The organism is Streptomyces sp. NPDC101194 (assembly GCF_044767885.1).
GTDB lineage: Bacteria > Actinomycetota > Actinomycetes > Streptomycetales > Streptomycetaceae > Streptomyces.
The window spans coordinates 1,128,164-1,141,337 of sequence record NZ_JBIWOS010000002.1; the positions used below are offsets into that span (position 1 = coordinate 1,128,164).

Below are 13,174 nucleotides of genomic sequence, written 5' to 3' on the forward strand. Positions count from 1 at the left end.
GGAACCGATTTGCGCTGGTCCGGAGCGGTGACGTACGGTGGGGAACACAACGACGCGGGGTGGAGCAGCTCGGTAGCTCGCTGGGCTCATAACCCAGAGGTCGCAGGTTCAAATCCTGTCCCCGCTACTGAAGACGGAAGGCCGGATCCTTTGAAGGATCCGGCCTTCCGTGCATCGTCCGTCCCGACCCGCGCTCAGAGTCTGTGACCCACCGCCTCCGAGTACATCGCCCGGTCGACAGCCTCTGCTTCCGGCACCGCAGCACCCTTGAAGACCCCTGCGTCCGCGTACGCCTTCTGCAACCGGCCCGTCGTGCCCGCGCGTATTTCCCAGTCCATCCGCATCGACGGCGTCGCCCGCAGTGTGGCCTCGTCGGTCTTCAGCAGCCTCGCCAGCTCGGCGACGAACGCGGGGTCGGCCTTGTAGTCGCCGGCGAAGTAGGTGTTCACCGTCCGGATGTAGGCCCGGAGGAAGGCGACGCCCGCGTCCGGGTCCTTCTTCAGCAGTGTCGGGCCGAAGAGCAGACCGCCGAGCGGTTCGCCGAGCGGCTGGCCGCCGAGGAATGCGTACTTCCGGTCGCCGTCCACCTTGCGCCAGACCGGGTCGAGCAGCCAGGCCGAGTCCACGCCGCCGTTCTGCAGCGCGGTCAGCACGTCCGCGGAACCGAGCTGCTGGAAGCTGATCCTGTCGAGGCCGCCGCCGTGCTTCTTCAGCGAGGTGTCCATCGGGTACGCGATGACCGAGCCCTTGCCGATCATCGTGCCCATCTTCCGGCCCGCCATCTCGACGTGATCGGCGCTCTCGCCGTTCTTGAGCCGCACCCACAGGCCGCTCTTGGAGGTGGGGTCGGGGGAGAAGTTCCCCGCCACCCACTTGATGTCGAAGCCGCCTCTGATGCCGTTCATCACGGCCGCCTCGGGTGCCGCCCACTGGGCGTCCACATCGCCCCTGGCGAGCAGTGGCAGGGCGTCCGGGGTGGGCAGCACCTTCAGTTCGACGTCCAGTCCCTCCTTCGCGAACTCGCCCTTCGCCACCGCGACCTGGAGCGGAGCGACGTACTCCGCGCTCAGGGTGCCGGTGGCGACGGTGAGCTTCCGTTTCTTCGCCAGGGGGCGGGGGCCCGGCGCGCCCTTGTCGCAGCGGGCCGGTTTCCGGTCGGGGGCGAGGCCGGCCGGGTCGGTCCAGCCGCCCGCGCCGCAGCCCGCGACGGGCTTGACGGTGCGCGGCGCGGCAGCGGCGCCGTCGCCGCCGGAGTCGTTCCCGGCGCAGCCCGCCACGCCGAGCAGGGATGCGGTGACGAGTACGACGGTGCAGGTGAAAGCGGTACGTGTACGCACAGTGCCTCCGTACGGGGAACGAGGGGAGCCGGTCAGGACCGGCCGCGGCCGCGGTCGCGCGGGGCCCACGGTGTGAGCAACCGTCCGGCGACGCGTACCACTTCGGAGAAGACGACGCCCAGGACCGCGACACACACGATGCCGACGAACATCACGTCGTTCTGGAACAGCGCTCGGGAGTCGAAGATCAGGTGCCCGAGCCCGTCGGCCGCCGCGATCTGCTCGGAGGCGACGATGACCAGCACGGCGACTCCCGCGGCGATCCGCGCCCCGACCAGGACGGCGGGCAGCGACGCGGGCAGCAGCACATGGCGGAACATCTGCCAGGGCGAGGCTCCGAAGACCTGACCGGCGTCCCGGTGGCCGGTCGGGACGGCGAGCACGGCCGCCATGGTGGAGATCCAGACGAAGAAGAAGACGGTCGCCGCGACCAGGGCGATCTGCGGCCCCTCGCCGAGCCCGAACATGTTGAGGAAGACCGGCAGCAGGGCCAGCTTCGGTACGACGTACAGGGCGTCGAGCAACGGCTCCAGCGCGGCCCGTACGAGGGAGAGCGAGCCCATCAGCAGGCCGAGCGCGTATCCCGCGACGGTGCCGATCGCGTAGCCGCCGAGGACCCGCTTGAGCGTGGCCCACACATCCGGCCACAGCTCACCGGCACCCGCCCGGTCCCAGCCGTCCGCCAGGATGGTGGAGGGGGCGGGGTAGACCCGGTCGTCGATCCAGGACCGCTCGGCGGCCAGTTGCCAGAGCAGTACGAGCACCAGTGGTACGGCGACGGCGAGCGAGAGTTCCAGGGCGCGCCGCCTGCGATGGGTGCGTACCGGACGCAGTTCCTGCGGGCCGGGCCTGCGGACCAGTACACCCTCGGCGGGTTGCGTGGTGTGGACGGTGGCGCTCATGCCGGGACCACCTCCCTGCGCACCTCGCCGCGCAGCAGCTCCCACAACTCGCTCTTCAACGCGGTGAACTCGGGTGCCGACCGGACCTCGCCGGTGCGAGGCCGGGCGAACGGCGGACGGCGCTCGGCGATGATCCGTCCCGGTCTCGCGGACATCACCAGCACCCTGTCCCCGAGCACGATCGCCTCTTCGAGGCTGTGGGTGATGAAGAGGGTGGTGGTGCGGGTGGTCTGGGTGAGATCGAGCAGCTCGTCCTGGAGGATCGTGCGCAGTTGGGCGTCCAGCGCCGCGAACGGCTCGTCCATCAGCAGCATCTCGGGTTCGACGGCGAGAGCGCGGGCGATGGCGACCCGTTGCCGCATCCCGCCGGAGAGAGCGGCCGGATACGCTCCCGCGAAGTCCGAGAGCCCCATCCGGGCCAGCCAGTCGCGAGCCCTGGCGTCGGCCTCCTTGCGCGGTACGCGCTGGATGTCGAGGCCGAAGCGGACATTGGCGAGTACGGTCTTCCAGTCGTAGATCCCGTAGTCCTGGAAGATCATCGCCGCCGGGCGGGACGAGGCCGTACGGATGGAGAGCTCGCCCGAGCTGGGGCGGAGCAGTCCGGCGGCGATCCGTAGCAGCGTGGACTTGCCGCAGCCGGACGGACCGACGATGCAGGTGAACTCGCCCGGTGCGACGGAGAGATCGACCGGGCCGAGGGCGGGAAGGGCCTTGGCCCCGCGTCCGAACGAACGGGTGAGCGCGTCGGCGTGGAGTTTGGGACTGGTGGCTGGGGCAGTGGGTGTGGGTGTGGTCGGGTGCGGAACTCCCACGGGTCTCTCCTCGCGCGTATCGAGGTGCGGATCCGCCCCGGGGCGGACGTGATCGCCGCCGACGATATGACGACCCGTCAGATCAGGGAAGGGGGTGCGCGCGTGGTGAGGTTGAGGGTGCGGCGGTGTGACGGGGCCGCCCGGTGTCCGTTCCGCCCTCGGCTCGCGGGTGGGGCGGCCTGGGCGGTCCGGGCGGCCCGGCGTCTTTGCGGCGACCGGTGCGTGCGCTCCGCCGGTCGGCCGGCGGGCGCGTGGTTCGCACCTCCGGCAGGCATGCGAAGGGCCCCGGTGGGCAGGATGCTCGCACCGGGGCCCTTCGTGGAGGAACTCAGCTCGTCGAGGCGCAGTTCGGGCAGATGCCGCGGTAGGTGACCTCGACACCGGAGACCGTGAATCCGAACCGCTCGTCGCTCGGCAGGTCCGCCAGCGGGTCGCCCGCCGGGTGCACGTCGCGGATGATGCCACAGTTCGCGCAGACGAGGTGGTGATGGGGGCGGTGTGCGTTCGGGTCGTAACGCTTGGCCCGGCGGTCCGTGGAGACCTCGATGACCTCGCCGAGCGTCACCATCTCACCCAAGGTGTTGTAGACGGTGGCGCGGGAGATCTCGGGCAGCTTGGTGACGGCCCGGGCGTGGACCTCGTCGGCCGTCAGGTGCACATGGTCCCCGTCGAGGACCTCGGCCACGACGCGCCGCTGCGCAGTCATGCGCCAGCCGCGTCCGCGAAGTCGTTCCAACAGGTCACTCATAAGAACAACCCTAACAGTGAGGGGACCAGGTCCCGAACAGGTGTGACTTTGGATGTTCACTTGACTTGGACAATGTCCATTGTAGGATCGAGACCGGCATAAGCCAAGGGACAGGCTGTGCAGGACATGACGAATGTGCAGGAATGACGCAGGAGGCGCACGTGACGCAGGGACCGCTCACCACGGAGGCCGGCGCGCCGGTCGCCGACAACCAGAACAGCCAGACCGCGGGCGTCGGCGGGCCGGTCCTGGTGCAGGACCAGTCGCTGCTGGAGAAGCTCGCGCACTTCAACCGCGAGCGCATCCCGGAGCGCATCGTGCACGCTCGCGGCGCCGGTGCGTACGGCACGTTCACGCTCACGCGTGACGTCTCCCAGTGGACGCGGGCGAAGTTCCTCTCCGAGGTCGGCAAGCAGACCGAGACGTTCCTCCGCTTCTCGACCGTCGCGGGCAACCTCGGTTCGGCCGACGCGGTGCGCGACCCCCGAGGCTTCGCGCTGAAGTTCTACACCGAAGAGGGCAACTACGACCTCGTCGGCAACAACACCCCGGTGTTCTTCATCAAGGACGCCATCAAGTTCCCGGACTTCATCCACACCCAGAAGCGCGACCCGTACACCGGCTCGCAGGAGGCGGACAACGTCTGGGACTTCTGGGGTCTGTCGCCCGAGTCCACCCACCAGGTGACCTGGCTCTTCGGTGACCGCGGCATCCCGGCCACCCTGCGTCACATGAACGGGTACGGCTCGCACACGTACCAGTGGAGCAACGAGGCCGGCGAGGTCTTCTGGGTCAAGTACCACTTCAAGACCGACCAGGGCATCAAGAACCTCACCCAGGACGAGGCCAACAAGCTCGCCGGTGAGGACCCCGACAGCCACCAGCGTGATCTGCGCGAGGCGATCGAGCGCGGTGACTTCCCGTCCTGGACGGTGCAGGTCCAGATCATGCCGGCGGCCGAGGCGGCCACGTACCGCTTCAACCCGTTCGACCTCACCAAGGTGTGGCCGCACGAGGACTACCCGCCGATCGAGATCGGGAAGCTGGAGCTCAACCGCAACCCGGAGAACATCTTCGCCGAGGTCGAGCAGTCGATCTTCAGCCCCGCGCACTTCGTGCCGGGCATCGGACCGTCCCCCGACAAGATGCTCCAGGGGCGACTCTTCGCGTACGGCGACGCCCACCGCTACCGCGTCGGCATCAACGCCGACCACCTGCCGGTCAACCGCCCGCACGCCACCGAGGCGCGTACCAACAGCCGTGACGGCTACCTGTACGACGGTCGTCACAAGGGTGCGAAGAACTACGAGCCGAACAGCTTCGGCGGCCCGGCCCAGACGGACCGGCCGCTGTGGGAGGCCACCCCGGTCACGGGCGAGATCGGCACGCACGAGGCCCCGAGCCACGCCGAGGACAACGACTTCGTGCAGGCCGGAAACCTCTACCGGCTCTTCTCCGAGGACGAGAAGGTCCGGCTGATCGACAACCTCGCCGGGTTCATCGCCAAGGTGTCGCGCGACGACATCGCCGAGCGCGCGATCAACAACTTCCGCCAGGCGGACGGCGACTTCGGCAAGCGTCTGGAGGCCGCGGTCCAGGCCCTGCGCGGCTGAACCGACGCCTGTCGTCGACGGCGGGCCGGCTCCCTCTTCGGAGGGGGCCGGCCCGCCGGTCGTTCCAAGGGCTGTCCCCAAATCCGTCGTGGACCGGCGCGCGGCGTCGGATGCGGTGCATCGCAAGGCACAGGGGCGTTCGCACACTGGATGCATGCGGATGTTCCGGCAACGCGGCGAGGTGCCGTGGCCGTCGTCGCGCGCGCCGGGGACTACGGGACAGCCCTTGGGCTCAGCCGACGAGTTCCGCGTGGTGGCGGCGCCTGATGGGCGCCCAGCAGCGCAGGATGTCGCGGACCGAGACGATGCCGACGGGTCCGTGGTCGTCCAGCACGATCAGATGGCGGAATCCGCCGTGCGTCATGGCCTCCGCGGCCTCTTCCAGGGTCCAGGTGGGCGCGGCGAAGACCACATCGGTGGTGGTGTGGGTGGAGGCCGTCTCGACATCGGGGTTCTTGCCGGAGCCGACCGCGTCGAGGATGTCGCGCTCGGTGAGAATGCCGAGTCCGCTGGTGTCCCGGTCGAGGACGACCGCGGCCCCGACGCGGCGGACCGACATCAGCCGGGCGGCCTGGCGGAGCGTATGGGTCGGTCCGATGGTGAGGATCAGCGTGCTCATGGCGTCACGGACGAGCATGAAGGGAGCCACCTCCTTCGTGAAGCGACCATGTGAGTCGGTTCACAAGTTCACAAGCGGGGGGACTCTCAGAGTTGCACCGATGCGGAACCGGAACAAGGGGCGGCGGGAGCGTCCGAGGGGCGTGCGGTGGTGCGTGACGCCCCTCGGGGGCGCGATCCCGATCAGTAGCGCTGGTTCAGATAGCCCAGCAGTTCGTGGTGGAGCAGTCCGTTCGAGGCCGCCGCGTTGCCGCCGCCGGGGCCGGAGACCCCGTCCAGGCTGGTGAACCTCCCGCCGGCCTCCTGGACGATGATCGCGTTCGCGGTCATGTCCCAGAGCGAGAGCTCGGGCTCCGCGCAGATGTCGACCGATCCCTCGGCGACCATCATGTACGGCCAGAAGTCCCCGTAGCCACGAGTGCGCCAGCAGGCCCTGGTCAGATCCAGGAACCCGTCGAGGCGGCCCTGCTCCTCCCAGCCGCTCAGCGACGCGTACGCGAACGAGGCGTCCGAGATCCGCTCCACCTTCGACACCTGCAGCCGGGTCGCCGAGGTCAGACTGCGGCCGGAGAACGCGCCCGCGCCCTTCGCCGCCCACCAGCGCCGGTTCAGGGCAGGGGCGGACACCACGCCGACCACCGGCTGGAAGCCGTCCTCACCCGCTTCCATCAGGGAGATCAGCGTCGCCCAGACCGGCACGCCCCGGACGTAGTTCTTGGTGCCGTCGATCGGGTCGACGACCCAGCGCCGCGGGCCGGTGCCCTCGATCCCGAACTCCTCGCCCAGAATCGCGTCGCGCGGACGTGCCCGATGGAGGTGGCCGCGGATCAGCTCCTCGGCGGCCTTGTCGGCCTCACTCACCGGCGTCATGTCCGGCTTGGTCTCGACCTTGAGGTCCAGAGCCTTGAACCGGTCCATCGTCGCAGCGTCGGCGGCATCCGCCAGCACATGGGCAAGGCGCAGATCATCGTGGTAGTCGGGCATGCCGTCACAGTATCGACCGCAGGTGAACAGAGCCACAGGGGTCCGCGGCGGCCCGGACCATTGACAGTCCCCGGCGGCGCGTCAACTCTGGAACGCAGGCCCCATGGCGCGGGAGGCGACGATGCCCACGGCGCGAGACGCATTGCTGGACGCCGCACTCTCGGCGCTGGCCACGCTGCCCTGGTCGGCGGTGCGCATGGTCGATGTCGCGTCGGCCGCCGGGGTCTCCCGGCAGACCCTCTACAACGAGTTCGGCGGCAAGGACGGCCTGGCCCGTGCCCTGGTCCGAGGTGCCGCGGACGGCTACCTGGCAGGCGTCGACCGGGCGCTGCGATCGGTCGGCGACCCGAGGGACGGCCCGGCCGCCACCGCCGCCTGGACCGTTCGTGCCGTACGGACGAACGCCCTCGTCCGAGGGCTGCTCACGGGCTGCTGGGGTGAGCGATTACCCCGTCCCGTACGCCCGGCCGCGCCGACCTCGTCGGCGGTTCCCGCCCAGCGGTGGGCCGACGCCGGAACGCCGACGCCCGCCGAACTGCTCGGCCAGGTCAGGGACCGCATGGTGGCCGCCCTCGCCGCGAGCCGGCCGTCGCACGACCCGGAGCCACTGGCCGCGACCTGCGAGATCGTGCTGCGGCTCGCACTGAGCTACGCGCTGGTGCCGGCTTCCCCGGGCGAGGGCGCACCGCTGGTGCGCACGGTCGTGGAGGGACGGTCGGCCGGATGAGGACCGGGCCCGCCGCCGCTTGTCACGGCGTGAGCCCGCCGGGGGTCAGTGCGACGAGCCGGAGAGCTGCAGACCGATCACGCCGAGGATCACCAGGGTGATCGAGATCAGCTTGAGGGCGGAGACCAGGTCGTCGAGGAAGACCATGCCGTAGATCGCGGTGCCCGCCGCGCCGATGCCGGTCCACACGGCGTAGGCGGGTCCGACGTCGAGCTTCTTCAGCGACAGCGTCAGCAGGCCGAAGCTGCCGAGGGCGAAGACGCAGAACGCGATGGTCGGCCAGAGCCGGGTGAATCCGTGCGAGAGCTTCAGACAGACGGCGAAGCCGGTCTCCAGCAGCCCCGCGACCACGACCAGCAGCCACGCCATCGTCAGTGCCCTCCCACTTCGGTGACCGCCTTGCCTCGCCGGGTGTGATTATGCACTTACCGGCGACGGCGGATCGCAAACGTGTCCCGGTCAGTCGCCCTCGCGCCGCTCCCGTGTGGAGAGCAGCCGCCGCAGCGAATCCAGTCGCGCCGGATCGGCGTGGCCGTCGGCCACCCAGGCGTCCAGGGCGCACTCCGGCTGATTGCCGTCGTGGGTGCAGCCGCGCGGGCACTCCTCGGTGCCGGGCTCCAGGTCGGGGAACGCGTGGATCACCCGGGACGGATCGATGTGATTGAGCCCGAAGGAGCGCACACCCGGGGTGTCGATCACCCAGCCGCGGTAGTCGGGCAGGGGGAGTGCCAGTGCCGATGTGGTGGTGTGCCTGCCCCGCCCGGTGACCGCGTTGACGACGCCGGTGGTACGCCGCCGGTCCTTCGGCACGAGGGCGTTGACCAGCGTCGTCTTCCCCACACCGGAATGGCCGACGAAGGCGGTGACCCGGTCGTTCAGCTGCTCGCGGACCCGCTCGGCCGCGTCGCCGTTCTCCAGTTCCTCGCGGCTGGTGACGATGAAGGGGACGCCCAGCGGGGTGTACGCCTCCAGCAGTTTGTCCGGGGAGGCGAGGTCCGACTTGGTGAGCACGAGGAGCGGGGAGAGCCCACCGTCGTACGCGGCGACCAGACAGCGGTCGATCATCCGCGGCCGGGGTTCCGGATCGGCCAGCGCGGTGACGATCGCCAGCTGGTCGGCGTTGGCGACGACGACCCGCTCGTACGGATCGTCGTCGTCCGCGGTACGGCGGAGCACGGAGCGGCGCTCACCGATGCGGACGATGCGGGCGAGAGTGTCCTTGTCGCCGGACAGATCGCCGACGATGGAGACGGTGTCGCCCACCACGGCGGCCTTCCGGCCCAGCTCACGGGCCTTCATCGCCATGACCGTACGGCCGTCCACGAGACAGGTGAGACGGCCCCGGTCGACGGTGAGGACCATGCCGTCCTCGGCGTCCTCGTGCTTGGGGCGGGTATGGGTACGGGGCCGGTTGCCCTTCGGGTTGGGGCGGAACCGGATGTCGTCCTCGTCGGGGTTCTTGCCGTAGCGGCGCATGTCTCAGACCCCGAGCATTCCGGTCCACATCTGCGGGAAGTCCGGCAGGGTCTTGGCGGTGGTCGCCACGTTCTCGATCTCCACTCCGGGGACGGCAAGGCCGATGATCGACCCCGCGGTGGCCATCCGGTGGTCGTCATACGTATGGAAGGTACCGCCGTGCAGCGGCCTGGGCCGGATGTGCAGCCCGTCGGCGGTCTCGGTGACGTCGCCGCCGAGCTCGTTGATCTCCTTGGTGAGCGCGGCGAGCCGGTCCGTCTCGTGCAGCCGCAGATGGGCGACGCCGCTCAGGGTGGACGGGCCGTCCGCGAGGGCGGCGACGGCCGCGATGCCCGGGGTGAGCTCGCCGACCTCGCCGAGGTCGACGTCGATGCCGTGGACACGGCCCGAACCGGTGAAGGTGAGCCCGTGCTCGGTCAGCTCGCAGCTGCCGCCCATCGCGGTGAAGATCTCCCGCAGCGCGTCGCCCGGCTGGGTGGTGTGCTCGGGCCAGTCGGGGATGGTGACCCGGCCGCCGGTGACCAGCGCGGCGGCGAGGAACGGCTGGGCGTTCGAGAGGTCGGGCTCGATGGTGAGATCACGGCCGAGCAGGGCGGAGGGCGAGACCCGCCAGACGTTCGGCTCACCGCCCGTCTCCGGCTCGTCGACCTGGGCGCCGACGGCCCGGAGCATGTCGACGGTCATCCGGATGTGCGGCATGGAGGGGAGCCGGGCGCCGGTGTGACGCACCTCCACCCCCTGGTTGTAGCGCGGCGCCGACAGCAGGAGCGCCGAGACGAACTGCGAGGACGAGGAGGCGTCGATCTCCACCGCGCCGCCGTCCAGGGCGCCGCTGCCGTGCACGGTCATGGGCAGCGCGCCGCGCCCGTCGTCGTCGATCCGGGCGCCCAGCACCCGCAGCGCGTCGATCACGCCGTTCAGCGGGCGTTCGTACGAACGGGGGTCGCCGTCGAAGTGGATCGGGCCGTCGGCCAGCGCCGCGACCGGCGGCAGGAAGCGCATGACCGTACCGGCGTTGCCGACGTCGATCGTGGTGGGGCCGTGCAGCCCGGCCGGGATGATCCGCCAGGCCTCACCGGCGGCGTCCGGGGCGTCCGCGACGGAGGAGCTGGACGACACCGTCTCCTCGATGCCGACGCCCATCGCGCGCAGTGCCTCGGCCATCAGCAGGGTGTCGCGGGAGCGCAGCGGGCGACGCAGCCAGCCGGGCTCGGCGGCGAGAGAGGCGAGGACGAGCGCGCGATTGGTGACCGATTTCGATCCGGGCACGGTGACGGTCGCATCGACGGCTCCGGTCGCATGCGGGGCGGGCCAGAGGGCGGGGTGCACGGAACGTTCGGTCATGGACCTCACTTTAGTGGCTCACCGCAAACCGGAATCTCGATCAAATGAGTCGAAACGGGGGCGTAACGCATGTGTGGTACACGGTGCCGTGCGGGACCGGCCCTCAGATGCCGAGCAGCCAGCGCCCGCCGCCGATCAGCGAGCAGAGCGACACCGCGTGGAAGAGGAACAGCCACAGCGCGGCCGGTACATCGGTCAGCCGCGACAACTGGTCCGCGTCCGAGTCCGGCGCCCCGCCGTGCCGCCGCTTCGACTGGAGCTCGAAGGCCGGGCGTACGCCGCCGAGCAGCAGGAACCAGACCACGGTGTACGCGAACAGCGACTGCACGGCGGGCGAGGCCAGCCAGGACACCAGCAGGAACGCCGACCCCGTGAAGATCACCGCCAGTGCGCCGTACACGTTGCGGATCATCACCAGCATCACCGCGAGCAGCGCGGTGGCCAGCCACAGCAGCAATGTGATCCTGCCGCTGACCAGCAGCCACGCCCCGCCCAGGCCCAGCAGCGGTGGGGCTGTGTAGCCGGCCGCCGCCGTCAGGATCATTCCGATGCCGGTCGGCCTGCCGCGGCTGACGGTCAGCCCGCTCGTGTCCGAGTGCAGACGGATGCCGGACAGCTGCCGCCCGGTGCACAGCGCGATCAGCCCGTGCCCGCCCTCGTGCGCGATGGTGATGGCGTTGCGGGTCAGCCGCCATATCAGGTTCGGCACGACGGCGATCAGCGCGAGGGTGCCGGTCACCACCACCAGCCACTGCTCGGGTGCGGGCTGGGTGCCGAATACGCGGTCCCACAGATTGCCCAGGTCGGTGCTGTCCATGGTGCGGGGGGCTCCTTGCGGTATCGGCGTCCTGTCGGCGCGGTGGTCGTGGCAGTCTGGCACTTATGTGCGGACGGTATGCAGCGAGTCGGCGGCCCGAGGACCTGACCGGACTCTTCCGGGTCGAGAAGTGGGAACCGGCGGAGACCCTGGTGCCCGATTGGAACGTGGCGCCGACCAAGGAGGTCTACGCCGTACTGGAACGTCCATTGAAAGACGCAGACGATCAGCGTCCGGTTCGCCAGTTGCGTGCTCTGAAGTGGGGACTCGTGCCGTCCTGGGCGAAGTCCCCCGAGGGAGCGGCACGCATGATCAACGCCCGCGCGGAGACCGTCCACGAGAAACCGTCCTTCCGCCGCCCCTTCGTCTCCCGGCGCTGCATCCTGCCCGCCGACGGCTACTACGAGTGGGTCACCGGCGCCGATGAGCGGCAGCTGGAGGAGAAGGGGAAGAAGAAGCGTCCGCGCAAGCAGCCCTACTTCGTGACACCCGCCGACGGGTCGGTCTTCGCGATGGCCGGTCTGTACGAGTTCTGGCGCGACCGGACCCTGCCGGACGACCACCCGATGGCCTGGTGGGTGACCTGCTCGGTGATCACGACCGACGCGGAGACCACTCCGCTCGCCGTCGCCCCCGCCGAGGGGCCGGCCACGCTCGCCGACATCCACCCCAGGATGCCGCTCATGCTGACCCCGGACCGCTGGGACGCCTGGCTCGATCCGTCGTGCACCGACGTCGAGGAGCTGCGGGCGCTGCTCGCGCCGCCGCCGGGCGGGCTGATGCGGGCCTATCCGGTGGCCACGGCCGTCAGCAATGTCCGCAACAACGGTCCGGAGCTGGTGGAGGAGCTGGCCGCGCCGGAGGTGAGCACGCTGTTCTGACCTGGTTGCGAGCAGGCAGGATGGGGCACGTGAGTACCGCTGAGACAGGCCGCAGCACCGAGACGGTGGACACGGACGCCGGGCCGGCCAGGATCACCTGGCTGCCCGCGGAGAGCCCGCAGGGACCGAAGAACCCGAAAAGCCCGAAAGGGCCCGAGGGGCCGGGGAACGCCCGCCTGGTGCTCGCCGTCGGCCATGGCGCGGGCGGCGGCATCGAGACCCGTGACCTGCGGGCGCTGGCCGCCGTGCTGCCTGCCCACGGGGTGGCCGTCGCCCTGGTGGAGCAGCCGTGGAGGGTCGCCGGCAAGAAGATCGCGCCCGCCCCGAAGACCCTGGACGCCGGATGGCGGGGCCTGTGGCCCGCGCTCGCCGCCCCGGGGCTGCCCGTCGTCGCCGGCGGGCGCAGCGCCGGGGCCCGGGTGGCGTGCCGCACGGCGACGGAGCTCGGCGCCCACGCCGTCCTCGCGCTGAGCTTCCCCCTGCACCCGCCGGGGAAACCCGAGAAGTCCCGCGCGGACGAGCTCCTCGGGGCCGGCGTACCCACGCTCGTCGTGCAGGGCGGGAACGACCCGTTCGGGCGGCCCGCCGAATTTCCTCCGGGGGAGTACGAGATCGCCGAGGTCCCGTACGGGGACCACGGCTTCGCCGTACCGAAGAAGTCCGGCCTGACCGAGGATCAGGCGATGGAGATCCTGACCACCGCCGTGACCGCGTGGCTGTCGGCCCTCGTGTGATTTGCGTCCCTTCGGGGGTGGGGGGGGGGGGGCGCCCCCCCCCCCCCGGGGGGCCCCCCCCCCCCCGGGGGGGGGGGGGCGCGGGGGGGGGGGGGGGGGGGGGGGGGGGGTGTTAGATAAAGTCGGCCGGTTGGTGGGGCCCGTGGTAGGTGTTTGCCCGATAGCGCGGGACATACCGGTG

General features: G+C 70.6%; 14 protein-coding genes and 1 tRNA gene. 5 read left to right on the forward strand and 10 right to left on the reverse strand.

The genetic code is table 11. The annotated features are described in order from the left end of the window. Nucleotides 1–53 precede the first annotated feature (53 nt). Nucleotides 54–127: transfer RNA gene (locus tag ACIRP2_RS11830), tRNA-Met, on the forward strand. Nucleotides 128–194: 67 nt separating this feature from the next. Here ACIRP2_RS11830 and ACIRP2_RS11835 read toward each other — a convergent pair. The 4 genes from ACIRP2_RS11835 to ACIRP2_RS11850 form a co-directional block, all read right to left on the reverse strand. Beyond that, nucleotides 195–1,337 (reverse strand): ABC transporter substrate-binding protein, encoded by a 1,143-nt coding sequence (locus ACIRP2_RS11835; protein ID WP_404248932.1) that lies wholly within the window; start codon nt 1,335–1,337, stop codon nt 195–197. 32 nt (nt 1,338–1,369) lie between these two features. Further along, entirely contained in the window at nt 1,370–2,239 is an 870-nt protein-coding gene (locus tag ACIRP2_RS11840) for an ABC transporter permease (RefSeq protein ID WP_404248934.1), read from the reverse strand. Then, entirely contained in the window at nt 2,236–3,051 is an 816-nt protein-coding gene (locus ACIRP2_RS11845; protein ID WP_404248936.1) for an ABC transporter ATP-binding protein, read from the reverse strand. Before ACIRP2_RS11845 ends, ACIRP2_RS11840 begins: the two co-directional genes overlap by 4 nt. A gap of 328 nt (nt 3,052–3,379) precedes the next feature. Next, nucleotides 3,380–3,799 (reverse strand): Fur family transcriptional regulator, encoded by a 420-nt coding sequence (locus ACIRP2_RS11850; protein ID WP_404248938.1) that lies wholly within the window; start codon nt 3,797–3,799, stop codon nt 3,380–3,382. 143 nt (nt 3,800–3,942) lie between these two features. Between ACIRP2_RS11850 and ACIRP2_RS11855 the strand changes: the two genes are divergently transcribed. Further along, nucleotides 3,943–5,412: a catalase gene (locus ACIRP2_RS11855; protein WP_404248940.1), complete on the forward strand. Its 1,470-nt coding sequence runs from the start codon at nt 3,943–3,945 to the stop codon at nt 5,410–5,412. 232 nt (nt 5,413–5,644) lie between these two features. Here the strand turns inward: ACIRP2_RS11855 and ACIRP2_RS11860 are convergent, their stop codons facing one another. Further along, nucleotides 5,645–6,049, reverse strand: a complete 405-nt coding sequence (locus ACIRP2_RS11860; protein WP_404248942.1) for a cyclic nucleotide-binding/CBS domain-containing protein — start codon at nt 6,047–6,049, stop codon at nt 5,645–5,647. Nucleotides 6,050–6,213: 164 nt separating this feature from the next. Beyond that, nucleotides 6,214–7,014 carry a histidinol-phosphatase gene (gene hisN / locus ACIRP2_RS11865; protein WP_404248944.1) on the reverse strand — a complete coding sequence of 267 codons (801 nt, stop codon included), beginning with the start codon at nt 7,012–7,014 and terminating at the stop codon, nt 6,214–6,216. Between the two features lie 121 nt (nt 7,015–7,135). On the opposite strand from hisN, the gene ACIRP2_RS11870 reads away from it, so the two are divergent. Further along, nucleotides 7,136–7,741, forward strand: a complete 606-nt coding sequence (locus ACIRP2_RS11870; protein WP_404248946.1) for a TetR/AcrR family transcriptional regulator — start codon at nt 7,136–7,138, stop codon at nt 7,739–7,741. A gap of 45 nt (nt 7,742–7,786) precedes the next feature. Here the strand turns inward: ACIRP2_RS11870 and ACIRP2_RS11875 are convergent, their stop codons facing one another. The 4 genes from ACIRP2_RS11875 to ACIRP2_RS11890 all read right to left on the reverse strand — a co-directional run bounded on the left by ACIRP2_RS11875 (nt 7,787) and on the right by ACIRP2_RS11890 (nt 11,378). Continuing rightward, nucleotides 7,787–8,110, reverse strand: a complete 324-nt coding sequence (locus tag ACIRP2_RS11875) for a DMT family transporter (protein ID WP_404248948.1) — start codon at nt 8,108–8,110, stop codon at nt 7,787–7,789. A 90-nt stretch (nt 8,111–8,200) separates the two neighbouring features. Beyond that, nucleotides 8,201–9,217: a ribosome small subunit-dependent GTPase A gene (rsgA, locus tag ACIRP2_RS11880; RefSeq protein WP_404248950.1), complete on the reverse strand. Its 1,017-nt coding sequence runs from the start codon at nt 9,215–9,217 to the stop codon at nt 8,201–8,203. 3 nt (nt 9,218–9,220) lie between these two features. Beyond that, nucleotides 9,221–10,561 carry a 3-phosphoshikimate 1-carboxyvinyltransferase gene (aroA, locus tag ACIRP2_RS11885; protein ID WP_404248952.1) on the reverse strand — a complete coding sequence of 447 codons (1,341 nt, stop codon included), beginning with the start codon at nt 10,559–10,561 and terminating at the stop codon, nt 9,221–9,223. Nucleotides 10,562–10,664: 103 nt separating this feature from the next. After that, nucleotides 10,665–11,378, reverse strand: coding sequence for a M50 family metallopeptidase (locus tag ACIRP2_RS11890; RefSeq protein ID WP_376220539.1), 714 nt, complete (start codon nt 11,376–11,378; stop codon nt 10,665–10,667). A gap of 65 nt (nt 11,379–11,443) precedes the next feature. On the opposite strand from ACIRP2_RS11890, the gene ACIRP2_RS11895 reads away from it, so the two are divergent. Continuing rightward, nucleotides 11,444–12,259: an SOS response-associated peptidase gene (locus ACIRP2_RS11895; RefSeq protein ID WP_404248954.1), complete on the forward strand. Its 816-nt coding sequence runs from the start codon at nt 11,444–11,446 to the stop codon at nt 12,257–12,259. Nucleotides 12,260–12,279: 20 nt separating this feature from the next. Next, on the forward strand, nt 12,280–12,993 hold the full coding sequence (locus ACIRP2_RS11900) for an alpha/beta family hydrolase (protein ID WP_404248956.1): 714 nt from the start codon (nt 12,280–12,282) through the stop codon (nt 12,991–12,993). Nucleotides 12,994–13,174 lie beyond the last annotated feature (181 nt).